This is a genomic window from Micrococcus flavus, from assembly GCF_014204815.1.
GTDB classification, from domain to species: Bacteria; Actinomycetota; Actinomycetes; order Actinomycetales; family Micrococcaceae; genus Micrococcus; species Micrococcus flavus.
The window spans coordinates 309257-333015 of sequence record NZ_JACHMC010000001.1 but is presented as its reverse complement, the minus strand read 5'-3'; the positions used below and the strand labels follow the sequence as shown (position 1 = coordinate 333015).

Genomic DNA, 23759 nt, shown 5'->3' with positions numbered 1-23759 from the left:
CGCCATGCCGTCCACCGACCACTCCCCCGCCCCCGGCGAGCCCGTCCTCGTCCTGCTGACCGCCGGCCCCGGCGGCGCGCCGACCCCGCGCCTGGCCGACCCCGCCGCCCCGCACCTGACCGTCACGGACCAGGGCGCGACCCGCGGCGACGGGCTGTTCGAGACCGCCCTCGCCGTGGCGGACGCCTCGGGCGTCTTCGCGATGCGCAAGCCGGGCGCCCACCTGGGCCGCCTGGCCGCCTCGGCCGCGGCGCTCCTGCTGCCCGTGCCGGAGGCGCCGGTGTGGGAGGAGGCGATCGCCGCGGGCCTGGCGGCCTACGCGGACGCCAACGAGGTCGCCGAGGGGGACCGCCTGGCCGTGAGGCTCACCGTCACGCGCGGGCCCGAGGTGGGCCCCGGCGAGCCGCCCCGGCCCAGCGCCTGGGTCCTGCTCTCGCCCGCGGCGCGGCCGGATCCCGCCGAGCGCCGCGCGGGCGTGCGGGTGCTGCTGCTGGACCGCGGCCTGGACTCCACCGTGGCCGAGCGGGCCCCGTGGCTGCTCACCGGCGCCAAGACCCTCTCCTATGCGGTCAACATGGCCGCCCTGCGGCACGCGCGCGCGCACGGCGCCGACGACGTCGTGTTCACGAGCGCGGACGGCTACCTCCTCGAGGGGCCGACCTCCACCCTGTTGATCTCCCGCCGCGGGGCCGACAGCGCCCGGCGCCTGGTCACGCCGCTGCGCCAGAAGGGCATCCTGGCCGGCACCTCCCAGTCCGTGATCTTCGCGGCGGCGCAGGCCGAGGGGTGGGCTCTGGGCTACGGCCCGCTCGTGCCGGCGGACCTCGAGGGCGCGGACGGGCTGTGGCTGGTCTCCTCGGTCCGGGGGGTGCTGCCCATCCGCGCGGTGGACGGCCGGGAGGTCCCCGTGGACCAGGAGCTCACCGAGCTCCTGCAGGGCTGGCTCGACGCGGACGTCGACCCCGGGGACCACCTGACCGGGGACCCGGTCCGGGACGAGCACTGACCCGGACGACTACGCTGGGGCGCAGGCCGCGCGGGCTCCGCGCGGCGATCCCGTGACGCCGCTCCCCGGACGGGTGCGGCGCCCCCGACCGGAAGGAACGCCCGCATGGAGAAGGTCGTCCAGAAGCTCCTCGCCACCGGCATCACCCTCGGCGGCAGCATCGTGGCCTCGCGCCTCGTCGCCGGCGCCTGGAAGGTGGCCACCGGCCACGACGCGCCCTCGGACGCCACGGACGAGAGCGTGCCGCTCGTGGAGGCCCTCGCCTTCACCTTCGCCTCGGCGGGCATCGCCGCGGTGCTGAAGGTCGTCGGCCAGCGCAGCGCCGCCTCCGGCGTACGCAAGATCGCGGACAAGACCGGTAAGCGCGTCGACAACGAGGTCTGAGCGCAGGGCTCGTCCGAGGTCGACGACGACGGCCGCCGCACCGGAGGAGATCCGGTGCGGCGGCCGTCGTCGTCCCGGGCGCGCGGGGGCCGGCGCACGGCAGGGAGGAGTCAGCGCTCCTCCTGGTCCCCCAGCGGTCCGTGGCCCTCGACGTCCGGCATGGTGGCGGGCAGCGGCTCGCGGGGCACGCGGCGGGCCTGCGCCGCGAGGTCGTCCCGGTGCAGCAGGTCCCGGCGCATGTGCTTGGTCCGGTAGCCGGTGCGGCTGATCAGGTGGGACGCCACCGGCGCGGCGATCATCTGCATCACCCACGCCGCGAGCAGCACGGGCACCCACGCCCAGGAGCCCCACACGAGGGCCAGGCCGGTCAGCATGAGCAGGAGGCCGAGCACCTGCGGCTTCGCGGAGGCGTGCATGCGGGAGAGCAGGTCCGGGAGCACCACGAGCCCCACCCCGGCCACGAAGGAGAAGAAGGCGCCCGCGATCAGCAACGCCGCGGCCAGCCAGTCGATCCAGGTCCCGTCCATCTCAGGCCTCCTCTCGGGTGGGGACGTCCGAGGTGCCCGGCACCAGGGCGTTCTCCTCCTGGGGGTGGTCCGGTCGGCGGTCCTCCACGAACCGGGCGACCGTGACGGAGCCCAGGAAGCCGACCGCGGCGGCCAGCAGCACGAGGATCACGGTGTCCGTGTGCTCCCGCACGGCCATGTCCAGGACGAGCGCCGAGGACAGCACCACCAGGAGCACGTCCGTGGCGACCACCCGGTCCAGCAGCGAGGGTCCCTTCACGATCCGGTAGACGGATGCGACCGCGCCGATCAGGAGCAGTGCTCCGCCGGCCCAGGCGGCCACCAGCAGGGGCGGGGTCATCGGGGTCCTCCTCGCTCGGCGTCGGTGGGGCCGGCCGGGCCCGGCGTGTCCGGGAGCAGCTCGGTGCGGTAGGCGGGGTGGCGACGCCGGTCCGTCATCCCCTCGGACGAGGGGGCGGAGTGCGGATGCGCGCGCAGCAGGGCCATATCCGCCCGCGAGCCGACCGCGCGGATGATGCCCGCCTCCACGTCCAGCGCGGTGGCGCGGTACGCGTCCATGTCCGCGTCCGTGTGTACGTCCAGCACGTGCAGGTACAGGACGGCGCCGGCCCGGTCCACGTCCAGGACGATCGAGCCCGGGATGAGGGCCAGCGCGTGGCTGACGAGCGTCAGCACGATGTCGTTGTGGCTGCGCAGGGGCACCCGCACCACGGAGCTGCGCACGCGGCGACCCTGCGTGAGGATCACCCCGGTCACGGACACGGACGAGCGCACCACGTCCCACAGGAACCGGCCCGTGAACACGAGCGCGTGCCCGGGGTGGAAGCGGTCCGCGAAGGGCACCGGGGGCATGGGGAACAGCACCTGCACCAGCAGGGAGAACACGACGCCGGTGAGCATCACGTGCGGGGAGAAGTCCTGCCACACGGCGCACCACAGCAGCACCATGCCCAGCAGCAGCGGCCACTGCCGCAGGAGGGACCCGCGGCCCTCGGTGGGGGCCGGACGCTCGGCGGCGACGGCGGTGGGGTCAGTTGCGGGCATCGTGCACCTCCGTCGGGTCGTGGCGAAGGCTCACGGCGGCGCGCTCGGCGGACTCGGGCCCCAGCACCGCGCTGATGTACGGCGAGCGGTCCAGCATGTCCGTCGCAGCCCGGTCGGCGAGGTCGTACAGGGGTCCGGCGAAGACGGTGAACGCCAGGGTCATGGCCACGAGCCCGGCCGTCGGCAGGACGAGGCCCATCGCGAGGGGCTTGAGCCGCTTGCCGCGCGCCGTGACGCGTTCGTAGGCAGCCACGAGCTGCGGCGTCGGGTGCTCCACGTCCTCCACCTTGCGCCAGAACGCGCGCGTGTAGGCGCGGACGAGGACGAGCAGCGTGAGCAGAGAGGCGAGCACGGAGACGCCCACGAGCGTGTACGCCAGCGGGCCGCCGTCCTGGACACCGCCGCGCAGCAGGCCCACCTTGCCGAAGAATCCGGAGAGCGGCGGGATGCCGCCCAGGTTGAGGGCCGGCAGCAGGAACAGGACACCGATCACGGGCGAGACCTTGGCCAGCGAGCCGAGACGGTCGATGTTGGCGGTGCCCGCCCGCTGCTCGATCAGGCCCGTCACCAGGAACAGGGCGGTCTGGACGGTGATGTGGTGGCCCACGTAGTAGACCGTGGCCGTCAGGCCCACCTGGGTGGCCAGGGCGAGGCCGAAGATCATGTACCCGATGTGCGAGACCAGGATGAAGGACAGGATGCGCTTGAGGTCCGTCTGGGCCAGCGCGCCGAGGATGCCCACCATCATGGTCAGCGCGGCCGAGACCATCAGCAGGTCGTTCACGTGCTCCCCCGGGAACAGCAGGGTCTCCGTGCGGATCATCGCGTAGACGCCCACCTTGGTGAGCAGGCCCGCGAAGACGGCGGTGACCGGCGCGGGCGCCGTCGGGTAGGAGTCCGGCAGCCAGAAGGACAGCGGGAACACGGCGGCCTTGATGCCGAAGCCCACCAGCAGGAGGGTGTGCAGGACCATCTGCACGTCGGTGGGCAGCTCGCCGAGCTTCACGGCCAGGTCCGCCATGTTCACGGTGCCGGTGGCCGCGTAGATCATGGCGATCGCGATCAGGAAGATGACCGAGGAGACCACGGAGACCACCACGTAGGTGATGCCCGCCCGGATCCGCTGCTCGGTGCCGCCGAGGGTCAGGAGCACGTACGAGGAGGTCAGCAGGATCTCGAAGCCCACGAAGAGGTTGAAGAGGTCCCCGGCCAGGAACGCGGTGGACACGCCGGCCACCAGCACCAGGAAGGTGGGGTGGAAGATGCTCACGGGGCCGCCCTGGTCATGGCTGATCACGCCCTGCGCCGAGGCGTACAGGAGCACCGCCAGCGTGATCAGCGAGGAGACCACCAGCAGGAGGGCGGAGAGGCGGTCCACCACCAGGGAGATCCCCACCGGGGCGGCCCACCCGCCGATCTCGACGGCGGCCACCCCCGAGGTCCAGACGTCGGCCAGCAGGAGGCAGTTCAGCACCAGGGTCAGCGTCAGGGCGGTCACCGTGACGGCGACCTGGGCGCGGGCGCGGCCCACGAGCGCGAACGTGACCGCCGCCCCGAGCACGGGGAGCATCACGGAGAGGGGCGCGAGGTCCGTCAGAGGCGTCGTTCCGATCATCACGGACGATCGCCCCCCTCGGAGGAGCCGGAGCGCACCACGGGACGGCCGTGGCGCGGCCGGGACCGCGCGGCCGCGTCCACCGCACGGGGGGCGGACGCCGTGGCCCGCTCGTACTCGGCGTTGGGGTCCGCGGCGTCGTCCATGAACTCGGACGTCTCCTCCGTGAGCACCGAGTCGTCCTCGGCGTCCCAGGACGACTGCGAGGCGACCTTGAGGTCCTCGACGTCCGCGGCGACGTCGTCCAGGCGCAGCAGCTGCCACCCGCGGTAGATCATGGCCACGAGGAACGCGGTGGTGGCGAAGCCGATCACGATCGCGGTGAGGATCAGGGCCTGGGGCAGCGTGTCGCTGTAGGCGCGCGGGTCCGTGCCGGCCTCGTACAGGGGCGAGCGGCCCACGCCGCCGGAGGCGAGGAACAGCAGCACCACCGCGGCGTTGTTGACCAGCATGATCCCCAGCAGGATCCGGGTGAGGCTGCGCTCGAGCAGCAGGTAGATGCCGCACGCGAACATGACGCCCATGACCAGCAGGAGGGCGAGGTCCACAGTCATCACGGGGTGGCCTCCTCGGGGCGGACGGGATCGGTCTGGGGCTCGGCGGCGCGGGGCGCCGGCTCGGGCGAGGGGCGCGGCCCCGGGCGCAGGGGCCGCGGCCGGGTGCGGCGGCGGGCGGCCCGCTGCCGGGCGCCCTGCCACTTCTCGCCGCGGCGGTCGATCTCCGCGCCCAGGGAGCGCAGGACGTCGATCACGAGACCGATCACCACGAGGTACACGCCGATGTCGAACGCGGTGGCGGTGACGAGCTTGACCGAGTCCCCGAACAGCGGCAGGTCGTGGAACTCGACCTTGTAGGACTGCAGCACCTGGCCGCCGAACAGCAGCGGGGCCATGCCGGTGACGGTGGCGACGCCCAGGCCCAGGCCCAGCAGGGCCCCCGCGGGGATGCGGGAGGCCTCCTGCAGCTCGTAGCGCCCGCCCGCGAGGTAGCGCAGGGTCAGCGCCAGGCCGGCGAGCAGACCGCCGGCGAAGCCGCCGCCCGGGGTGTTGTGACCGGCGAGCAGGAGGTACACGGAGAGCAGCATGAGTGCGGGGAACAGGAACCGGGTGACCACCTCGAGGATGATCGAGCGGCGCTCCGGAGCCATCGTGTGGCCCGCGGTGAGCCACTGGTCGTTGCGGTCGTCCACGGCGAAGCTGCGCACCACGGACAGCTCGCGGCTGCCGAGGGCGGAGTCGGTGCCGTAGTTGCCCACGCTGCCGGGGACCACGGTGGCCAGGTCCCGGCGGCGCTTGTCCCGGTGCTCCAGGAACACCAGGGAGGCCACACCCGTGGCCGCGGCGGCCAGCACGGTGATCTCGCCCCACGTGTCCCACGCGCGCAGGTCCACGAGGGTCACGTTGACGGCGTTCGCGCCGTAGCCGAACTCGTAGGCCAGCTCGGGCATGGGCAGGGAGACCCGCTCGGCGGTGCGGGCGCCGAGCGCCGTGGCGGCCACCCACATCATCACGAGGGCGAAGCCGACGCCGAGCACGAGGCGGGGCAGCCGGCGTCGACCGGTGGTCCTGGAGTGCCAGTCGGGCGGGAGGACACGCAGGCCGAGGATGGCGGTGATCAGGATGATCGTCTCCACCAGCACCTGGGTGATGGCGAGGTCGGGGGCGCCGCGCAGCGCGAAGAGGGCGGCGGCGGCGTAGCCGGTCACGGAGACCAGCATGAGGGCCATGAAGCGACGGCGGGCCCGGACGGCCAGGACGGCGGCGCAGCACGCGATCAGCACGATCCCCAGCTGGACGGGGGTCTCGAACGCCCGCAGGTCCGCCTCGAGGAAGGCCAGGGCCAGCACCCGGCCCTCCTCCCCCGCGGGGAAGACCATGGCGAGGGCGGGCAGGCCCGCGGCGGTGGTCAGGATGATGAACAGGTAGCGACGCAGCGAGCCGGTCTGCGTGCGGCCGGTGACCCGCACGGCGGCCGTGTCCACGCCGGCCATGATCCGCTGGTAGGCCCCGGCGGCCTCGACCGGGAACGCGGTCCGGGCCTGGAGACGGGCGAACGGGCGGCGGGCGAGCGCCAGGAGCGCGCCGGCCAGCCAGATGCCGGCGGAGATCGCGAGCACCGGGGTCAGGCCGTGCCACAGGGCGAGGTAGGCGGGCGTGCTCCCGGGCTCGAGCGCGGGCAGCGCGTGCGTGTGGGCCCGGATGAGGCCCTCGGCGGCGCCGGGGGCCATGCCCAGCGCCACGCACGCCAGGGCCAGCACCGCCATGGGCGCGAGGTCCTCGGGGGTCAGGGCCGAGTGGAAGCGGGTGACCGGGACGGGCTCCCCGGCCTCCGAGTCCCGCGGGCCCTTGGTGGCGAACGCGCCCCACAGGAACCGCCACGTGTAGGCGAACGTCAGCACCGAGCCCAGGGCCAGGCCCACGAGCGGCGCCCAGCCCCACGCCGTGCCGGTGTGCTCGGCGTGGTGCAGCAGGGACTCCAGGACGGACTCCTTGGCCACGAAGCCGAACAGGGGCGGCAGCCCGGCCATGGAGGCGCCCGCCACCACGCCCACGGCGGCCAGCCAGGGGTGGCGCCGCCCGATGCCGGAGAGCTGGCGGAGGTCACGCGTGCCGGCCTCGTGGTCGATCACCCCGACCACCATGAACAGCGGCGCCTTGAACAGCGCGTGCGCCAGGAGCATGGCCAGGCCGGCCATGGCCGCGTCCCGCGTGCCCAGGCCGTTGGCCACCATCAGGAAGCCGAGCTGGGACACGGTGCCGTACGCGATCACGAGCTTGATGTCGGTCTGGCGCAGGGCGCGCCAGCCGCCCAGCAGGAGGGTCCACAGGCCGACGCCGAGCACGAGCACCTGCCACGAGCCCAGCTCGGCGAAGCCCGGGGCCAGCCGCGCCACCAGGAACACGCCGGCCTTCACCATGGCGGCCGCGTGCAGGTACGCGGACACCGGGGTCGGCGCGGCCATGGCGGCGGGCAGCCAGAAGTGGAACGGCACCTGCGCGGACTTGGACAGGGCGCCGACCAGCACGAGCGCGACGGCGGCCTCCAGCAGCCCGCGCGGCATCCCGTCGTCGACGAGGCCCGGGGCGGCGGTGAGGATGCCGGAGATCCGCCACGAGCCGGCGTGCACCGCGAGCATGATCAGGCCCACGAGCATCGCCAGACCGCCGAAGGTGGTCACGATCAGCGCCTGGATCGCGGAGCGGCGCGCGAAGATGCGGTGCCCCGAGTAGCCGATCAGCAGGAAGGAGAGCACCGAGGTGATCTCCCAGAAGGTGTAGAGCACCATGACGTCGTCCGTGGTGACCAGCCCGAACATGGCGCCGGCGAACGCCAGCAGCTGGGCGCCGAAGACCGCGTTGCGCGGCTCGTGCGCGCGGAAGTAGCGGGCGCAGTACGCGAGCACCAGCGCGCCGACGCCCAGGACGATCAGGGACATGAACGCGGCCAGGGCGTCCATCCGGAACGTCAGCTCGATGTCCAGGTAGGGCACCCAGGGGACCACCCGCTCGAGGTGGGCGGAGCCGGCGGGCACCGGCGCGCCGCGGTCCAGGGCGTCCTGGAGGGCGGTGACGCGCGGCAGCTGGGTGAGCACCCAGACGAACCCGGCGGCCGGCACCAGCGCCAGCACGTGGAAGCCCCGCCGCCCCGTCCGCCGGAAGATCACCGGGGCCAGGAGCGCGACGGCGAAGAGGGCGGTCAGCAGGACGAGCATGGAGTCCCTTCGACGGCGGCGGGGGCGAGGGTCCCCTTGACCTTAGCCGACCCGACCAGGCATGACCCCCCGCTCCGCTCCCGGTCCGCCCTTCCGGGGCAGCTCCGGGACGCGGAGCAGGAGCAGCCCGCCGACCGTGAGGACCAGCGCGATCACGGGGATCACCACGCGGTTGTCCGGGACCGCCGCGAGCGCGAGCGCCACGAGCCCCGGGGTGATGAACCCCACCGCCCGTCCGGTGGTGGCGTAGAGGCCGAACGCCTCGCCGGCGGTCTCCGGGCGGGTGAGGCGGCCGAGGAACGCCCGGGAGGCCGACTGCACGGGGCCCACGAACAGGCACAGGAGGAGGCCGCCGACCCAGAAGGCCCGCGGGCCGGAGGCCAGGGCGAGCCCGGCGGCGGCCGCCACCATCGCGGCGAGGGAGACGAGGATGACCCGCCGGGGGCCGAGTGCGTCGTCCAGGCGGCCGCCGACGAACGCGCCGAGGGCCGCCACCACGTTGGCCGCGATCGCGAAGAGGATGACGTCCCCCGCGTCGATCCCGTAGAGCGTGGTCCCGAGGATGGCCCCGTAGACGAACACGGCCCCCACCCCGTCCCGGAACACGGCGGAGGCGATGAGGAAGCGCAGGGTGACGCGGTCCTCGCGCCACAGGCGGGCCAGGGTCCGGCCGAGCCCGCGGTAGGACTCCAGGAACGACTCGCGGCGTGCGGCGCCGTCCGCCCGGCGGGCGGGGGGCTGCTCGGGGACGGCCACGAGCACCGGGATCGCGAAGACCAGGAACCACGCCGCCGCCACGAGCGCCACCACGCGGATGTTCCAGGCCTCGGCCTCCGGCACGCCGAACCAGTGGGCGTCGCCGGAGACGAACCCGACGTAGACCATCAGCAGCAGGACGATCCCGCCCAGGTATCCGGCGCCCCAGCCGATGCCGGAGACGCGGCCGATCGTGGCCGGCGTCGAGATCTGCACGAGGATCGCGTTGATGTGCACCTCCCCGAACTCGAACGCCACGGTGCCCAGGGCGATCAGGCTCACCCCCAGCCACAGCAGTCCGGGCTCGGGCGCCACGAGGACGCACGCCGCCGTCGCCGCGATCACCACGGCGGTGGTCAGCCCCAGCCACAGTCGGCGCCGCCCCGCCCCGTCCGCGCGGCGCCCCATGGCGGGCGCGGTGAGGGCCACCACGACGCCGGCGGCCGCGTTGGCCGCGGACAGCCACGCGGTGCCCCGGTCGTCGGGCCCGAAGGCGTCCGAGGCCAGGTAGGTGCCGAACACGAAGGTCACCATGACCGCGTTGAACGCCGCGGACCCCCAGTCCCACAGGGCCCAGGCCGCCACCTGCCGGCGGTGGCCCAGCCGGGCGGCCGCCACGGTCAGCGCTCGATCCGGGTGATGTGGAAGTCCCGGTGCGAGCGGGAGGCGGTGGGGCCGCGCTGGCCCTGGTACCGGTTCTTGTTGCCCCCGGCCCCGTACGGGGTCTCGGCGGGCGAGGAGAGCCGGAAGAAGCACAGCTGGCCGATCTTCATGCCGGGCCACAGCGTGATCGGCAGCGTGGCCACGTTGGACAGCTCGAGGGTGACGTGACCGGTGAAGCCCGGGTCCACGAAGCCGGCGGTCGAGTGGGTCAGTAGGCCCAGCCGGCCGAGCGAGGACTTGCCCTCGAGGCGCGCGGCGACGTCGTCGGGCAGGGTGACCTGCTCGTAGGTGGAGCCGAGGACGAACTCGCCGGGGTGCAGGATGAACGGCTCGGCGGGGTCGACCTCCACGAGGCGGGTGAGCTCGTCCTGCTCCTGCGCGGGGTCGATGTGCGCGTACCGGTGGTTGTCGAACAGCCGGAAGAACCGGTCCAGTCGGACGTCCACGGACGCGGGCTGGACCATCGAGGTCTCGAGCGGGTCGAGGCCGATGCGGCCGGAGGCCAGCTCGGCGCGGATGTCGCGGTCGGAGAGCAGCACGGGATCACGGTAGCGCAGGGGCGGGCGGAGCGGACCGGCGCAGCGGCGCGTCTACGATGTGCCGCATGAGCCTGAACGAGACCCCGCTGCCGGGGATCGGCGTGCGCCGCGAACTCGACATCGCCGCCGGGCGCCGGATCGGCGTGGTCACCCACCGCGACGGGCAGACCGACCTGATCCTCTCCGACCGCGACGACCCGGACGCGTGCGCCGCGTCCATCCCGCTCACCCTGGACGAGGCCGCCAGCCTGGGAGCCCTGCTGGCCGGGCCGCGCCTGGTGGCCCAGCTCGAGGACGAGCACGCCGAGCTGCCCGGCATCACCACGCGGCAGCTGATCCTGCCGCACGAGTCCCCCTACGCGGGCGAGGAGCTCGGCTCCACCCGCATGCGCACCCGCACGGGGGTCTCGATCGTGGCCGTGGTGCGGGCCGGCGTCACCCACCCCTCCCCCGGGCCGGACTTCCTGCTCGAGGGCGGGGACCTCGTGATCGTGGTGGGCACCGGCGAGGGCGTGCGGCAGGCGGAGAAGCTGCTGGCCGTGTGAGTCGCGGTGCCGGGGCGGTCCCGCCCGGCCGCCCGGAGGAGGAAGGAGACGGGGATGCACGGCACCACGCTCGCGCTGATCGAGCTCGGCGCGGTCCTGCTCCTGCTCGGGATCCTCGGGCGCGTGGCCGCCCGGATCGGCATGTCCCCCGTGCCCCTGTACCTGCTCGGCGGCCTGATGATCGGCGTCGGCGGGCTCGTGGTCTCCGGCGTGGACGCCTCCGGGGACCTGCACAGCCCCGTGGGGGCGATCGACGAGTTCAGCACGCTGGCCGCGGAGATCGGCGTGGTCCTGCTGCTGCTCACGCTCGGGCTGGAGTACTCGGCCCGCGAGCTGATGACCGGGCTGCGGGGGTCGTGGCGCGCTGGCCTGCTGGACGTGGCCCTGAACTTCACCCCGGGCGCCGTGGCGGGCTGGCTGCTGGGCTGGGGCGCGGTGGGCGCCGTCGTCCTGGGCGGCATCACCTACATCTCCTCCTCCGGCATCATCGCCAAGGTGCTCAACGACCTGGGCCGCGTGGGCAACCGCGAGACCCCGGTGATGCTCTCCGTGCTCGTGTTCGAGGACCTCGCCATGGCCGTGTACCTGCCGCTGATGACGGCCCTGGTGGCCGGCAGCGCGTTCCTGGCGGGTCTGCAGGCGGTGGGGATCGCGCTCGTGGTGGTGACGGCGGTGCTGTTCACCGCCCTGCGGTTCGGCCCCCAGATCTCCCGCCTGGTGCACTCCCCGGACCAGGAGACGTTCCTGCTCAAGGTCCTCGGCCTCGCGCTGCTGGTGGCCGGCGTGGCGGGCGCGCTGCAGGTGTCCGCCGGCGTCGGCGCGTTCCTGGTCGGGATCGCCGTCTCGGGTGCGGCGGCCAAGCAGGCCCGGTCCGTCCTGGAGCCGCTGCGGGACATGTTCGCGGCGCTGTTCTTCGTGCTCTTCGGGATGAACGTGGACCCGCGCACCCTGCCGCCCGTGCTGCTCGGCGCCCTGGCGCTGGCCGTGGTCACCGCCGCCACCAAGCTGCTCACCGGGTACCTCGCGGCGCGGGCCGCGGGGATCGGGATCGCCGGCCGCTGGCGCGCCGGGGCGGCGCTGACCATCCGCGGCGAGTTCTCCATCGTGATCGCGGGCCTGGCCGTGGCCTCCGGGAGCATGCCGCCCGAGGTCTCCGCCTTCGCCACCGCGTACGTGCTGATCCTGGCCGTGGCCGGACCCGTGCTCACCCGCTCGGCGGACGGGTTCGGCCGGCGACGGGCCGCCGCGGCCCGGGAGCGGGCGGAGCGCCGGACGCGCGAGGCGCCTCTGGTGTAGGGTAGGGCGAGCGCCGGACGCACTGCGGACCGGTTGCGCGGGCGTAGCTCAATGGTAGAGCGCTTGCTTCCCAAGCAAGATACGCGGGTTCGATTCCCGTCGCCCGCTCCACCGCACGACGCCGGGGCCGGACCTCCCAGAGGTCCGGCCCCGTTCGCGTCCGGGGGACGTCCGCCCCTCACTCCCCCGCGCGGACGGTCCTGCGGAACCGGTGGTCGTGGTCCGCGGGGAGGTCCTCCGTGAACCGCGGGTCCCGGTCCGGCGGCTCCTCCGGCACGCGGTACACGCCGGCCTCGCGCTCCAGGAGCCCGTAGTCCACGAGCTCGCGCCGCAGCGAGGCGACGTCGTCGTGCGCGCGGCGCAGGATCTCGTTGACCTCGCGCTCCGGATAGTCCCGGCCCGCGCGGAAGCCGCGCAGCAGCTCGAAGAGCACGCTGACGCGGGCCTTGCGGCGGGCGGGGATAGAGCGCAGGCGGGGGCCGTCGAAGAAGGTGTGCACGGTCTTCGCATGGAAGCGCTCGGCCTCCTCCCACTCGGCGCGTAGGGCGGCGGAGGCGGCGGTGTAGGTCTCCCCCGTGCGCTGCATGCGGGCGCGGGCGAGGTCCTTGCGGTCGGCGTGGGCGGTCATCTCGGGATCCTTCCGGGCGCCCTCCCCAGCCGCCGGGCGCCGCGGGGACCGTGCCGGACCGGAGGGGCGACGTCGTCGTGCCCCCGGACGTGTGCGGACGTGTGCAGGTGCCACCGGCCGCGCGCGGCGGCCGGGCCCGAGGATCCACTCCCCTTCGCGACGGTCCGCGGGGCTGGGCCGCGGGGTCGCTCGGCGGTGGGCACGCCGTGGGCGTCACGGTACCGCAGGCGTGCGTATGCTCGCAGGGACCCGACCCCCCACCCGTTCGAGGAGGCACCGCCATGTCCGAGGTCCTCGCCGGCTTCGCGATCGTGTGGGTGATCATCGCGGTGGGCTTCGGCCTCGGGAGGTCGGAGGTGCTGGGCGCGGAGGCGCGCGTGGTGCTCTCCCGGACGGCGTTCTTCGTGGGCAGCCCCGCGCTGCTGTTCGTCACCCTCTCGCGCGCGGACGTGCTCACGGTGCTCGGTCCGCAGCTGTGGGTGGCCACGCTGTCCGCGCTGCTCGCGGCCGGACTGTTCCTCGCGGTGTCGATCCCGCTGCTGCGCCCGCGCCCGGTGTCCGAGCGGGTGATGTCCGGGCTGAGCGCATCGCTGGTGAACTCCGCCAACCTCGGCATCCCGATCGCCACCTACGTCCTCGGGGACCCCGCCCTGGCCGCGCCGGCCCTGATGTTCCAGCTGGGCATCTACACCCCGCTCTACGTGGCCGTCCTCGACTGGTCCACGGCGCGCGAAGCGCGGGATGACGACGACGACGGACGCCCCCGGCGGGTGCCCCGCCCCCGCCCCGTGCTCGCCCAGCTGCGCCAGACCGCACTGAACCCGATGATCCTGGGCGCGCTCGCCGGCCTGCTCTTCTCCGTCACGGGGTGGGCGCTGCCCGGCCCGCTGAACGAGGCGGTCGAGCTGATCGCGGGGCTGTCCATCCCGGCCATGCTCCTGGCGTTCGGCATGTCCCTGGTGGGGTCCGTTCCCCTGTCCCGGGCCGGCGGACGCCGCGCGGACACCCTCCTGGCCTCCGCGGTGAAGCTGCTGGTGCACCCGCTGATCGCGTGGCTCCTGGCGCAGTTCGTGTTCGGCCTGGACGCGCGCGGCGTGTTCGTGGCCGTGGTGCTCGCGTCGCTGCCCACCGCGCAGAACACGTATGTCACGGCCGTGCGCTACCAGTCCGGCGAGCGCGTCACGAAGGACACCGTCCTGGTGACCACGATCGTGGCGATCCCGGCGATGATCGCCGTCGCGCTGCTGCTGGCCTAGCCGGCACGCAGATCGGCCGCGAGGTGGTGCGCAGCGTCTTCGGCACCCGACGCCGCTCCGGCGGAGGACTGCTCGGCGGCCTCTTCCGCTGACCCCCCGCACCCGACGACGGGCGCCCACCTGGTGCGGTGGGCGCCCGTCGTCGTCGGCGCCGTGTCCCGAACGGAAGCGGGGTGGGAGGGACCGTTTCCCGAACGAAAGCGAGGGGCAGGTCAGGAGACGCCGTGGCCGCCCAGGCCCTTGGCCCAGTGCTCGATGGCGTTCCAGTCGCGGAAGTCGCCGTACTGGCCCTTGACCAGCGTGATCTTGAGCTTCTCCAGCCCGCTGAGGCGCTCCTCCACGAGCGCGCCGCGGACGTAGCGGACCTCGCGGGCGCCGTAGGTGGCCAGCTGCTCGGCCAGGCGGCGGTCCGGCAGCGGGGCGGCGCCCGAGTACAGGATGACGAGCGACTTCCGGGCCAGCTCGGCGCGACGCGAGTCGAGGAAGGCCTTCGCCGACTTCTCCAGCTTCCCGCCGTACACCGGGGCGGCGACGATCACGGCGTCGGCGGTGTCGAGCCACGCGGCGGAGCCGGCCACGTCCTCCACCACGGTCTCGACCTGCTGCGTGGTGCGCAGCACCTCGGCCACGCGTTCGGCGATCTCCCGGGTGGAGCCGTGGTGGGAGGCGGTCACGATCAGGGTGGTCATGTGTCGGGCGTCCTTCGGATCGGCGTCGCGGGGAGGTCGGGCTCAGTGTAGCCCGCGCAGGTCCAGGTCCAGGCGGGTCTCCGCGCCCTCGGGAGCGGCCTCGCGGGCGTGCACGCGGACCGGGATGCCCCAGTCCTGCTGGTACAGGTGGCACGCGGCGTTGTCCGGGATCGGCCGGCCGTGCTCGCCGTCGCAGGCCGCGGCGCGCGCGGTGATGTGCAGGACGCCCTCGGTCGCCTCGGGGTCCAGCCGCAGCGTGCGGGTCAGGCCCACGGACGTGCCCGCCCCGTCCAGCAGCAGCGACTCGGGCGAGGAGGACACCTTCAGCTGCGTGGGGTCGCCCCAGCGCTCGTCCAGCTTCTGACCGCTGGGCGCGGCGAAGCCCACGGTGAGCTCCAGCTCGCCGGCCACCACGTCCGTGCGCGGGCGGGCGGTCTGGCGCGCGCCCTCGTCCACGGTGAGGTACTCCCCGGGCACGGCGATCCGCACGAGCCGGTGCGCGTTGGTCTCCACCACCACGATGTCCTGCGGGGCGCCGTCCTCCCCGTGCTCCACGAGCACGTCGGCCGGCTCGGCCAGGCCACGGGTCACCGTGGACACCGACGCCGGCACGGCGCGCCCGGCGGCGTCGGTCGACTCGGGCGCGTACCGGCGGATCGCACCGTTGTAGGTGTCCGCCACGAGGACGGAGCCGTCCGGCAGGGCCGTGACGCCCAGGGGGTGCTGCAGGCGCGCCTGCGCCGGGTCCCCGTCCACGTGGCCGAAGTCGAACAGGCCCGTGCCGACGGCGGTGTCCACAGTGCGGGCGCCGTCGTCCCCGGTGCGCACGCGGCGCACGGCCGAGGTCTCGGAGTCGGCGACCCACAGCGTGCCCTCGGCGTCGACGGACAGGCCGGAGCTCTGGGCGAACCACGCCTCGTCGGCGGGACCGTCGGTGAGGCCCTCGAGGCCGATGCCGGCCCACACGGAGAGCACGCGGGCCACGGGGTCGAAGGAGAACAGCTGGTGGGTGCCGGCCATGGCCACGATCACGCGGCCGGCAGCGGCGTCCCAGGCCACGTCCCACGGGGAGGAGAGGGAGACGGCGAGCGGGTCGGCGTCGATGTCCGCGAGGTCCACGGCCACGCCCTCCTCATCCCGGGCCGCCTCGCGGACGCGCTCGGAGTCGATCAGCTTCTGGACGCCGTTGCCGGCCAGCGTGGTCACCTCGCCCGTGGCCAGGGACAGCCCGCGCAGGCGGTGGTTCACGGTGTCCGCCACGACGACGTCGTACCCCACCTCCGCCGCGACGTCCTCCGGCAGCAGGAGCAGCCCGTTGGGCTCGCTGAACAGGGCCTCGTCGGGTCCGCCGTCGCGGTGGCCGCGCATGCCCGGCGTCGGGAGGGCGAGCTCGGCGGCCTCGGCGGGGGCCTGGGCCGGGTCCCCACCACCCACCGCGCGCAGGACGGTGGTCAGGTCCGAGGCCACCTCGACGATCCGGTGGTGGCCGGTGTCCGCCACGAGGAGGGAGCCGGGCTCGGTGCCGCGGCCGCCGAGCGCGATCGCCTTGCCCGGGAACTTCAGGTCGCGGGCCACGGGGGCCGGCGGGACGTACGGGCCGGAGCCGCGGTGCAGGGTGCCCTTGGCCTCGTGTTCGGCCACGAGCTCCTGCACGAGGGAGTACAGGCCGGCCACGTGTCCCTCGCCGGACAGGTGCGCCACGATGTACCCCTCCGGGTCCACCACCACGAGCGTGGGCCACGCGCGGGCCGAGTACGCCTGCCAGGTGGTGAGCTCCGGGTCGTCCAGGACGGGGTGGGCGATCTCGTACCGCTCCACGGCGGCGTCGAGGGCGTCCGGGTCCGCCTCGTGCTCGAACTTGGGCGAGTGCACGCCCACGGTCACGAGCACGTCCTCGAACTCGGCCTCGAGCGGGCGCAGCTCGTCCGCCACGTGCAGGCAGTTGATGCAGCAGAACGTCCAGAAGTCCAGGACCACCACCTTGCCGCGCAGGTCCTCGAGGGTGACCTGATCGCCGCCGGTGTTCAGCCATCGCCGCCCCACCAGGGAGGAGGCGCGCACGCGGGACGCGGCGCGGGGCACGGACGGGGCCTCGGCGGGGGTGTGCTGCTCGGTCATGCCGTCCATTGTGGTGCACCCGCCTGCGGTGTGCGCCCCGGGCGGACGGGGCGCGTCACACGGCGTCCCCTCCTCCGGGCCAGGGCGTCAGCCCTCGGCCGGCCCCTTCAGGGCGGCGGCCAGCATCTCCTCGGCCATGAGGGTGAACTGGCGCTCGGCGGCCTCCGGCTGGCCCGTGAAGGACACCATGACCACGTGGTCCCCGGCCACCGCGGTGAGGATCTGCGCCGCCGAGGCGGGCGCGTCCTGCCCCTGCGGTGTGCGCGTGTACACGTAGCCGGACTGCGCGGGTGTGCCCTCGGAGAGGTCCGCCTCCCGCATCCGCAGGGTGTACGTGGCGGTCTCACCGTCCTCCCGGGAGGTGACCTCCATGGTGCCGCAGTCGGCGAGCAACGCGTCCACGGTCTGCACATGGCGCTCCACGCGACGACGCCCCTCGCCGTCGAGCGCGGCGACCTCCACGGTGCCCGTACCGGCGAAGGTCTCCGCGCCGACGTCGACCCGTGTGACCTCCTCCTGCTCCAACAGGATCGGGGAGAAGTCCAGGGCCGCCAGCGGCGCCTTGCACGCGGCAGGCTGCACCTCGATCCGCCCGCCGTCCGTGGCGCGGGAGCGGGCGTCCTGCCGGGCCTGCTCCACCTCCTCGGCCCCGGCCGCGGCCTGGCGCGTGAAGCCGAACGTGGCCGCGCGCGCGGCGGCGGCCTCGGCGCGGACCTGGTCCGGCCGGTCGCCCAGCTCGAGTCCGCCCGGGGCGCCGGCGGCCGACGACGGCGTCCCCGCCTGCTGCGCGCCCGCGGGCTCCTCCTCCGCGGAGCAGCCGGTCAGCGCCAGCACGGCGACGCCGGCCGCCGCCACGAGCGCTCGCCCGCGGGTCCGGTGGCGGCGATGCGGGTGCGGCCCGTCCGGCCGGCCGGGGGTGCGGGCAGGAGTGCGGGCGTCAGCGGTCACGGTCGGCCTCCCGGGCGGCGGCGGTCGGGTGGTTCATGGCGGCGTACATCTCGTTCCAGCGGTGCAGCTCGGCGTCGCCGTCGCGGTCCGCCTGACGGTCGATCCGCACCGCGGCCTTGCGGTCGCTGCGGTACCAGAGGACGGCCACGGTGACCGCCATGAGCACCGTGGGGAACTCGCCGATGCCCCACATGATGGCGCCGCCGATCCGCTGGTCCTCCAAGGCCGGGGGCCCCCAGTCCCGGCCGAGGTTGCCGAACCAGGAGGCCTGCAGCAGCCCGGTGGAGCCGGTCATGGACACGCCGATGAACGCGTGGAACACCATGGTGGCCAGCAGGAGGACCAGCCGGAGGGGATAGACGGGCCGGCTGGGCAGCGGATCGACACCCACCATGACGGTGGCGAAGATGAAGCCGGTGAGCAGGAAGTGCACGTTCATGAACTCGTGGCCCAGGTGGTACTCCAGGGAGAACCGGAAGAAGTCCGTGTAGTAGAACACCAGGATCGAGCCGGCGAAGTTCACGCCCGCCACGATCGGGTGCGTGACGACCGCACCCCACGGGGAGTGCACGATCCACAGGATCCACTCACGGGGGCCGCGGGTGCCGTCCGTGCGGGCGGGCAGGGCACGCAGGGCCAGCGTGATCGGCGCGCCCATCACCAGGAACAGCGGGATGATCATCGTGAGGACCATGTGCCCCACCATGTGGGCGCTGAACAGCACCATGCCGTACACGGCGGGCGCCCCGGAGGTGGCCCAGGTGAGGATCGCGAGGCCGATCAGCCAGCACACGGTCCGGGCCACGGGCCAGCCGTCGCCGCGGCGGTGCAGCCGCCACGCGGAGCGCACGTACCAGAGGGCCAGGAACGCGACGATCGCCACCCACAGCCAGTCGAAGCGCCACGAGGTGATCCAGCGGGCGCCGGTGAGCTCGGGGGGCAGCTCGTAGCCGGTGAGGATGCGGGCGGGGGTGGCGTCCGGGGCGAGCTCCTCGGGCACGGGCGGGGCCGTCCGGGCCAGGACGGAGGACACGCCCATCACCGCCGCCATGACCAGGGCCTCCACCGCGATCAGCTGCCACAGCAGACGACGCGCGGGGGCCGGGCTCTCCTCGAGCGGCGCCGGGGCGCCCGGACCGGCCGCCCCGGCGGTCCCCGCGAGGCGCGGGATGATCCATCGGCGGTGCAACAGGCCGATGCCGCCGAGGAGCAGCACGGCCCCGGCCTTGGCGAGCACGAGGAGGCCGTACGGGCTGAGCAGCTGCGCCGGGTCGTCCATGCGGACGGACGCGTTCACCACCCCGGACAGCGCCACCGTCACCAGGGCCAGACCCGCGAGCACGGAGTACCGGCTCAGGGCGGTGTGCAGCAGCGGCGCCGGACCCTGGCGGCGCTGGGCGGCGCCGCGGCCCTGGGCCCCGTTGGGGCCGACGAGGGTGTCGGAGATCGCGAGGAGCACGAGCAGCCCGCCGACCCACACGACCACACCGAGCAGGTGCAGGCCGATCGAGTTGACGGCGCCGAAGTGGTCGTCGCCACCGGCCGCGTGGCCGATCAGCGCGAGCGGGACGATGCCCAGCATGGCCAGGATGCCCGTCCAGAACAGGCCGGTGTGGGAGCGCACCCCGATGGCCAGCGTGGTGACGACGGCGGCCACCACGGTCACCCAGAACCAGGCCTGGCCCACGGAGATGTCGAGCGTGTACGCCATGAGGCCCGCGGTGAAGTCGGGGCCGGCCGTCACCGGGATGCCGGCCAGGTCCGAGTAGGAGAGCACGCCCACGGTCAGCGCCGCGAGGGTCCAGACGCCCGCGGACACGGCGGCCACCTGCAGGGTCCGGCGGAACGCCGGGTGCTCGGGCAGCACCTCCCCGTCCCGGGCGGCCTGCTCGCGCTGCCGCTTGGACTGGTGCCAGCGCTCCGTGCCGGCCGCGTGCGGGGGCAGGATGCCGGCGGCGAAGATCAGCGCGCCGATGGTCATGGCCATCGCGGTGTTGTTGACCGCCTTGCCCACGGGCACGCCCCACCGCGTCAGGACCCCCGGGTCGGACAGGGTCCGGGGGGCCGCGATCCCCGTCACCCACGCCGCCGTGACCAGCGCCAGCACGCCGACGACGGCGGCCGCCACGCCCACCGCCCGGGGCACGCCGCGGCGGGCGGCGGCCTCGGAGCCGCTCGAGGGGGACGGGGCGGAGGCGCCGCGCCCGGGGCGCGGCGTCGTGACGGAGGTGGCGGGCATGGGGTCCATTCTCCCATCGCAGGGCGGGACCCGGGGCGCCGGAGGGCGCCCCGGGCGGGGATCAGGCGAAGAGGGCCTCGCCCACGAACCCGCCCTCGGCGCAGCCGGGCGGGACGGCGAACACCGCGGAGCCCACCGGGCGGGTCCAGATGTTCAGGTGGTCGGACGCGGCGAGCCGGGTCTGCACGGGCACGAACTGCCGGTCCACGTCCGCCTGGAAGGCGGCGAAGATCAGGCCTGCACCCGTGCCGGAGGCGCCCGCGCCGTCGTCGTAGTTGTAGCCCCGGCGGAGCATCCCGTACTCGGGGGTGTCCATGCGGGCCCGGCGCAGGTGGGAGATGTCCGGGATGACGGGCAGGCCCGTGGGTGCCACGGCGGAGAAGTCCGGGGCGTCGTTCTCGTGCTCGCCCGTCAGGGGCGCGCCCGAGCCCAGGCGCCGGCCGATCACCTTCTCCTTGGCGGACCGGTCCAGCTCGTCCCACGTGTCCATCAGCATGTCGATCCGACGGATCACCAGGGAGGTGCCGTCCGCGATCCAGGGCGAGATGCCGGCGGCCGCGGCCTCCGGTCCCGCGCCCCACACGATCCGCTCGAGCGCCGGCGACTCGGCCTGGGGGTTGGCGGTGCCGTCCACCTGGCCGAACAGGTTGCGCATGGTGGTGCCGGTGGGGTGGGCGCCGCGTGCGGCGCGGAAGCCCTCCTGCACCCAGCGCACCTCGGCGAAGGGCCGGGCCACCTTGCCCAGCATGCGCCGGGCGTGGGCCACGGAGATCCGGTCGTCGCCGCAGATCTGCAGCAGCAGGTCCCCGTGCGACCAGCGGTCCTCGAGCGCGTCGATCTGCTCGAACGCCGGCAGCGGGCCCAGCCACTCCGGCGCCCGCTCCGGCGCCACGCGGGCTACGAGCTCCGGGCCGAATGCGAACGTCACGGTGAGCCGGGCGGGCGCGGCGGCGAGCTCGGGCTCAGTGTCCGCGAGCGTGGCGCGCCCCTGGGTCAGGCGTGCGGCGTCGTCCGTGAGCAGGCGCAGCAGGGCCTCGATCCGGTCCCGGTCCGTCTCCGGCTTCAGGTCCAGGGCGAGGAACACGGCGTGGGTCTGGGCGGGGGTGTCGATCCCGGCCTGGCGGGGCCCGTGGAAGGACACCACGTCGGTGCCCACGGGCGAGCTGACCGCCACGCGGGAGGCCTCTCCCCCGGGCTCGGCCCAGCCGGCACGGCCGACCTCGCCCTCGATCCCGGTGTCCTCCATGACGCCCGACGGCGACGGGTCCGCCCCGGGGACGGGTCCGCCCGGGGCGGGGGCCGCCTGCGCGGCCCCCGCCCCGTAGCCGAGCGCCCCGCCGAGCAGCCCGCCGCCGGCCGCGCCGAGGCCGAACAGCAGGCCGCGGCGCGAGGGCCCGGCGGCGGGGGCGTCCCCCGCCGGCGTGCTCTGGGTCCGGTCGCGTGCCGGGTCGGGGTCAGTTGTCCCCATGGCCGCCCTCCGAGCCGGAGGCCTCGCCGCCGTGGTACGACTCGTTGGCGCCCGTGAACGGGCGGGCCACCGAGGTGACCTCGAGGACGTCCCCGTCCTCGGTCTCGAGGGTGTAGGTCACCTCGTCGCCGGGCTGAATCGGCTCGGCCAGCCCCATGAGCATCACGTGGTTGCCGCCCGGGACCAGCTCGAAGGTCTCGCCGGCGGGCACGGTGAACCCGTCCGGGCTCTGCTGCATCACCATCTGCCCGTCCTCACCCGGGACCATCTCGTGCAGCTCCACGCGGTCGGTGAGCGAGGAGGTCACGGACACGACGTGGACATCCTGGTCCGAGGTGTTCTCGAGGACGCCGAACGAGCCGGTCATCATGCCGTCCGTGGCCTTGGTCCACGGGTCGGTCATGGTCAGGGGGGCATCGTCCGAGGTCTCGGAAGACGCGGCCGCGCCGGTGGACTCGACCGAGGACGACGCGGCCGCCGTGGAGGCCGCCGAGGCGGCGGACGAGACCGCGCTCGACGCCGCTGAGGCCGCGCTCGACGCCGCGGAGGCCGGCGCGGACTCGCCGGACCCGGCGCACGCGCTGAGGCCGAGGGCACCGGCCGCCAGCACGGCGGCGAGGGACAGACGACGGCGGGTGGAGAGGGGGGTGTGCTGGGTGGTCATGGTGGGTGTCCTTGTCAGGAGGGGCCGGACGGTGGACGGCGCGGCCCGTCGAGGGCCTGCACCGGGAGGGGACCGTGGCCACCGGTGTCAGAGGAGGGAGCGGAGCGGGGCCGCTCAGCGGTGGTCGAGGGCGCGCGCCTTGCGCCCCAGCACGGCGAATCCCACGCCGATCACGGCCAGGCCCGCCAGGCCGGCGACCCACACCCAGCCGGGCACGGCCGGGCCGGTGGTGTCCGTGACCTCCTGGGAGCCGCCCTCGGAGGGAGCGGGGTCGGCGTCGGCGTCGTCCGCGGTGGACGCCCCTGCGGGGGTCGACTCCGCGCTCGCGGGGTCGACCGCGGCGCCGGCGGCGGCCATGCCGCAGCCGGAGGGGGCGGTCCCGGGGGCCGGGGCCTGCGGGTCCTCCACCGTGAAGTCGAGGGCACGCTCCTCGGAGTGCCCGTCGGAGTAGACGATGCGATAGGCGACGTCGTACTCCCCCCGGGGCAGGTCCGCGCACAGCGGCGCGGTGAGGGTGGGCCCGTCCACGGTGGCCGCCCCGTCCTGCCACTGGTGTCCGGCGGCGTCCGTCACCTGCACGAGGTTCTGGATCCCCTGGCCGTCGATCAGCTCCCCGGAGAACGTGAGGGTCACGGCCTCCGGGGCCTCGGTCAGGGTGGCGCCGTCCGCGGGCACGGCCTCGATCAGCTCGTCGTGCGCGGCGGCCGGTCCGGCCGCCGCGACCGCGATCGCTGCGGTGGCGGCGCAGGCGGCCAGGGTGGCATGAAGGGGTGACTGATGGTGCATGGGGTCCTCCCCGGCCCGGTCCGGCGGATGCCGGCGGGCCGAGTCGCTGGGGTGGGGGCACGCGCGCAGCCGCGCCCGAGGGCGTCAGGCCGCGAGGACGAGGGCGGGCGGTCCCCGCCGCCCGGGGGTGCCGAGGACGAGCAGCGAACCGGCGGGGCGCGGAGCACGGACCGCCGGAAGTCGGAGGGGACGCGGGGTGGTCACGGTCCCGGTCAGCAGGAACTGCAGGAGGCGCAGCACCGGAGCGGCCGCGAGGGCCTGCTGGGCCGCGGCGGCCAGGACCTGCTCGCCGTGACGGAGCACGGCCACGGTCAGCAGCGCGGCCACCACGTGCGCGGCCAGCATGCCTGCGCCGTGCCCGTGCTCCACTGCGCCGGTGGCCGTCACGGCCAGGGCCGGGCCGGCGTCGGCGCCGAGGTGGCCCACGTGCGCGGGGTCCACCCCGGCGGCCACGTGCACCGCGTGCGCCCCGCCGGCGACTCCGTACAGCACGTGGAAGATCCCCTGGGCCGCCAGGACGGCCAGCAGGGTGCGCCACAGGGAGAGGGTGCGCCCGGCCAGGGCGGTGGTCACGGGGGCGGCCAGCACCGCGGAGAAGACCATCAGGGCCAGGGGCGGCAGGGGGCCGCCGGTGGCGGCGGAGTGGGAGGCGGCGGCGAGCACCGTCATCGCGGTGGCGCCGGCCAGGCCGCGGACCAGGCGGGCCGGCCCGGCGACGGCGCGGGAGGGCGGCGGGGTCACGGTGACCATGCGCTCCTCCTCGGCTCGGCGGGCGGCGGACGGACGCGGCTCGGCGTCGTCGCCCGTGGGCGTCCAGTCTACTCGGTCCGCCGGCGTCCCTGACCCTGGACCCGGCCCTACGGACGACGACGGGCG

General features: G+C 74.7%; 21 protein-coding genes, 1 tRNA gene and 1 pseudogene. 6 read left to right on the top strand and 17 right to left on the bottom strand.

Features of this window, described 5'->3' with window-relative positions:
- Nucleotides 1-4: 4 nt before the first annotated feature.
- Nucleotides 5-1006, top strand: coding sequence for an aminotransferase class IV (locus BJ976_RS01630; protein WP_135029877.1), 1002 nt, complete (start codon nucleotides 5-7; stop codon nucleotides 1004-1006).
- A gap of 105 nt (nucleotides 1007-1111) precedes the next feature.
- Nucleotides 1112-1390, top strand: a complete 279-nt coding sequence (locus BJ976_RS01625; RefSeq protein WP_135029879.1) for a DUF4235 domain-containing protein — start codon at nucleotides 1112-1114, stop codon at nucleotides 1388-1390.
- A gap of 110 nt (nucleotides 1391-1500) precedes the next feature.
- Here BJ976_RS01625 and mnhG read toward each other — a convergent pair whose 3' ends face one another.
- The 8 genes and pseudogenes from mnhG to dcd all read right to left on the bottom strand — a co-directional run bounded on the left by mnhG (nucleotide 1501) and on the right by dcd (nucleotide 10246).
- Nucleotides 1501-1917: a monovalent cation/H(+) antiporter subunit G gene (gene mnhG, locus BJ976_RS01620; protein WP_135029881.1), complete on the bottom strand. Its 417-nt coding sequence runs from the start codon at nucleotides 1915-1917 to the stop codon at nucleotides 1501-1503.
- A gap of 1 nt (nucleotide 1918) precedes the next feature.
- Nucleotides 1919-2257 carry an MrpF/PhaF family protein gene (locus tag BJ976_RS01615; RefSeq protein WP_135029883.1) on the bottom strand — a complete coding sequence of 113 codons (339 nt, stop codon included), beginning with the start codon at nucleotides 2255-2257 and terminating at the stop codon, nucleotides 1919-1921.
- Nucleotides 2254-2961, bottom strand: coding sequence for a Na+/H+ antiporter subunit E (locus BJ976_RS01610; protein ID WP_135029885.1), 708 nt, complete (start codon nucleotides 2959-2961; stop codon nucleotides 2254-2256). The genes BJ976_RS01615 and BJ976_RS01610 overlap by 4 nt, the downstream gene beginning before the upstream one ends.
- Entirely contained in the window at nucleotides 2948-4576 is a 1629-nt protein-coding gene (locus BJ976_RS01605) for a Na+/H+ antiporter subunit D (RefSeq protein WP_221419380.1), read from the bottom strand. The genes BJ976_RS01610 and BJ976_RS01605 overlap by 14 nt, the downstream gene beginning before the upstream one ends.
- A complete protein-coding gene (locus BJ976_RS01600; RefSeq protein ID WP_184231880.1) occupies nucleotides 4576-5130 on the bottom strand; it encodes a sodium:proton antiporter in 555 nt (184 codons plus the stop codon). The genes BJ976_RS01605 and BJ976_RS01600 overlap by 1 nt, the downstream gene beginning before the upstream one ends.
- Nucleotides 5130-8288 carry a Na+/H+ antiporter subunit A gene (locus BJ976_RS01595; RefSeq protein WP_135029891.1) on the bottom strand — a complete coding sequence of 1053 codons (3159 nt, stop codon included), beginning with the start codon at nucleotides 8286-8288 and terminating at the stop codon, nucleotides 5130-5132. The genes BJ976_RS01600 and BJ976_RS01595 overlap by 1 nt, the downstream gene beginning before the upstream one ends.
- A gap of 42 nt (nucleotides 8289-8330) precedes the next feature.
- A pseudogene (locus BJ976_RS01590) lies at nucleotides 8331-9734 on the bottom strand (MFS transporter); the annotation flags it as partial.
- Nucleotides 9665-10246, bottom strand: a complete 582-nt coding sequence (gene dcd, locus BJ976_RS01585; protein ID WP_135029893.1) for a dCTP deaminase — start codon at nucleotides 10244-10246, stop codon at nucleotides 9665-9667. The gene dcd and the pseudogene BJ976_RS01590, both read right to left, overlap by 70 nt.
- Before the next feature lie 65 nt (nucleotides 10247-10311).
- On the opposite strand from dcd, the gene BJ976_RS01580 reads away from it, so the two are divergent.
- The 3 genes from BJ976_RS01580 (at nucleotide 10312) to BJ976_RS01570 (ending at nucleotide 12198) form a co-directional block, all read left to right on the top strand.
- Complete coding sequence (locus tag BJ976_RS01580) at nucleotides 10312-10791, top strand: cation:proton antiporter regulatory subunit (protein ID WP_135029895.1); 480 nt, start codon at nucleotides 10312-10314, stop codon at nucleotides 10789-10791.
- A gap of 54 nt (nucleotides 10792-10845) precedes the next feature.
- Complete coding sequence (locus BJ976_RS01575) at nucleotides 10846-12087, top strand: cation:proton antiporter (protein WP_135029897.1); 1242 nt, start codon at nucleotides 10846-10848, stop codon at nucleotides 12085-12087.
- A gap of 37 nt (nucleotides 12088-12124) precedes the next feature.
- Nucleotides 12125-12198 (top strand) — tRNA-Gly (locus BJ976_RS01570).
- A gap of 67 nt (nucleotides 12199-12265) precedes the next feature.
- Here the strand turns inward: BJ976_RS01570 and BJ976_RS01565 are convergent.
- The gene (locus tag BJ976_RS01565) at nucleotides 12266-12715 is read right to left on the bottom strand and encodes a DUF2087 domain-containing protein (RefSeq protein WP_135029899.1); all 450 of its coding nucleotides are present in this window, start codon (nucleotides 12713-12715) and stop codon (nucleotides 12266-12268) included.
- A 281-nt stretch (nucleotides 12716-12996) separates the two neighbouring features.
- On the opposite strand from BJ976_RS01565, the gene BJ976_RS01560 reads away from it, so the two are divergent.
- On the top strand, nucleotides 12997-13971 hold the full coding sequence (locus BJ976_RS01560) for an AEC family transporter (RefSeq protein WP_135029901.1): 975 nt from the start codon (nucleotides 12997-12999) through the stop codon (nucleotides 13969-13971).
- Between the two features lie 212 nt (nucleotides 13972-14183).
- Here BJ976_RS01560 and BJ976_RS01555 read toward each other — a convergent pair whose 3' ends face one another.
- The 8 genes from BJ976_RS01555 to BJ976_RS01520 form a co-directional block, all read right to left on the bottom strand.
- Nucleotides 14184-14660 carry a flavodoxin domain-containing protein gene (locus tag BJ976_RS01555; RefSeq protein WP_135029903.1) on the bottom strand — a complete coding sequence of 159 codons (477 nt, stop codon included), beginning with the start codon at nucleotides 14658-14660 and terminating at the stop codon, nucleotides 14184-14186.
- A 42-nt stretch (nucleotides 14661-14702) separates the two neighbouring features.
- Nucleotides 14703-16778, bottom strand: coding sequence for an NHL domain-containing thioredoxin family protein (locus BJ976_RS01550; RefSeq protein ID WP_135029905.1), 2076 nt, complete (start codon nucleotides 16776-16778; stop codon nucleotides 14703-14705).
- Nucleotides 16779-16865: 87 nt separating this feature from the next.
- A complete protein-coding gene (locus BJ976_RS01545) occupies nucleotides 16866-17726 on the bottom strand; it encodes a hypothetical protein (RefSeq protein WP_229667279.1) in 861 nt (286 codons plus the stop codon).
- Nucleotides 17716-19974 carry a bifunctional copper resistance protein CopD/cytochrome c oxidase assembly protein gene (locus BJ976_RS01540; protein WP_376698695.1) on the bottom strand — a complete coding sequence of 753 codons (2259 nt, stop codon included), beginning with the start codon at nucleotides 19972-19974 and terminating at the stop codon, nucleotides 17716-17718. The genes BJ976_RS01545 and BJ976_RS01540 overlap by 11 nt, the downstream gene beginning before the upstream one ends.
- A gap of 52 nt (nucleotides 19975-20026) precedes the next feature.
- Nucleotides 20027-21433, bottom strand: coding sequence for a Dyp-type peroxidase (locus BJ976_RS01535; RefSeq protein WP_135029909.1), 1407 nt, complete (start codon nucleotides 21431-21433; stop codon nucleotides 20027-20029).
- Complete coding sequence (locus tag BJ976_RS01530) at nucleotides 21420-22097, bottom strand: copper chaperone PCu(A)C (RefSeq protein WP_135029911.1); 678 nt, start codon at nucleotides 22095-22097, stop codon at nucleotides 21420-21422. Before BJ976_RS01530 ends, BJ976_RS01535 begins: the two co-directional genes overlap by 14 nt.
- Before the next feature lie 114 nt (nucleotides 22098-22211).
- A complete protein-coding gene (locus tag BJ976_RS01525) occupies nucleotides 22212-22883 on the bottom strand; it encodes a copper resistance CopC family protein (protein WP_135029913.1) in 672 nt (223 codons plus the stop codon).
- 84 nt (nucleotides 22884-22967) lie between these two features.
- Nucleotides 22968-23633, bottom strand: coding sequence for a phosphatidylglycerol lysyltransferase domain-containing protein (locus BJ976_RS01520; protein WP_135029915.1), 666 nt, complete (start codon nucleotides 23631-23633; stop codon nucleotides 22968-22970).
- Between the last annotated feature and the right edge of the window lie 126 nt (nucleotides 23634-23759).

Bases quoted from the DNA above. Each gene is read 5' to 3' on its own strand.
- BJ976_RS01615 (WP_135029883.1), bottom strand. From the start codon at position 2,257: ATGACCCCGCCCCTGCTGGTGGCCGCCTGGGCCGGCGGAGCACTGCTC.
- BJ976_RS01525 (WP_135029913.1), bottom strand. From the start codon at position 22,883: ATGCACCATCAGTCACCCCTTCATGCCACCCTGGCCGCCTGCGCCGCC.
- BJ976_RS01555 (WP_135029903.1), bottom strand. From the start codon at position 14,660: ATGACCACCCTGATCGTGACCGCCTCCCACCACGGCTCCACCCGGGAG.
- BJ976_RS01595 (WP_135029891.1), bottom strand. From the start codon at position 8,288: ATGCTCGTCCTGCTGACCGCCCTCTTCGCCGTCGCGCTCCTGGCCCCG.
- BJ976_RS01565 (WP_135029899.1), bottom strand. From the start codon at position 12,715: ATGACCGCCCACGCCGACCGCAAGGACCTCGCCCGCGCCCGCATGCAG.
- BJ976_RS01560 (WP_135029901.1), top strand. From the start codon at position 12,997: ATGTCCGAGGTCCTCGCCGGCTTCGCGATCGTGTGGGTGATCATCGCG.
- mnhG (WP_135029881.1), bottom strand. From the start codon at position 1,917: ATGGACGGGACCTGGATCGACTGGCTGGCCGCGGCGTTGCTGATCGCG.
- BJ976_RS01625 (WP_135029879.1), top strand. From the start codon at position 1,112: ATGGAGAAGGTCGTCCAGAAGCTCCTCGCCACCGGCATCACCCTCGGC.
- BJ976_RS01535 (WP_135029909.1), bottom strand. From the start codon at position 21,433: ATGGGGACAACTGACCCCGACCCGGCACGCGACCGGACCCAGAGCACG.
- BJ976_RS01575 (WP_135029897.1), top strand. From the start codon at position 10,846: ATGCACGGCACCACGCTCGCGCTGATCGAGCTCGGCGCGGTCCTGCTC.
- BJ976_RS01580 (WP_135029895.1), top strand. From the start codon at position 10,312: ATGAGCCTGAACGAGACCCCGCTGCCGGGGATCGGCGTGCGCCGCGAA.
- BJ976_RS01630 (WP_135029877.1), top strand. From the start codon at position 5: ATGCCGTCCACCGACCACTCCCCCGCCCCCGGCGAGCCCGTCCTCGTC.
- BJ976_RS01605 (WP_221419380.1), bottom strand. From the start codon at position 4,576: ATGATCGGAACGACGCCTCTGACGGACCTCGCGCCCCTCTCCGTGATG.
- BJ976_RS01610 (WP_135029885.1), bottom strand. From the start codon at position 2,961: ATGCCCGCAACTGACCCCACCGCCGTCGCCGCCGAGCGTCCGGCCCCC.
- BJ976_RS01600 (WP_184231880.1), bottom strand. From the start codon at position 5,130: ATGACTGTGGACCTCGCCCTCCTGCTGGTCATGGGCGTCATGTTCGCG.
- BJ976_RS01520 (WP_135029915.1), bottom strand. From the start codon at position 23,633: ATGGTCACCGTGACCCCGCCGCCCTCCCGCGCCGTCGCCGGGCCGGCC.
- BJ976_RS01550 (WP_135029905.1), bottom strand. From the start codon at position 16,778: ATGACCGAGCAGCACACCCCCGCCGAGGCCCCGTCCGTGCCCCGCGCC.
- BJ976_RS01540 (WP_376698695.1), bottom strand. From the start codon at position 19,974: ATGGACCCCATGCCCGCCACCTCCGTCACGACGCCGCGCCCCGGGCGC.
- BJ976_RS01530 (WP_135029911.1), bottom strand. From the start codon at position 22,097: ATGACCACCCAGCACACCCCCCTCTCCACCCGCCGTCGTCTGTCCCTC.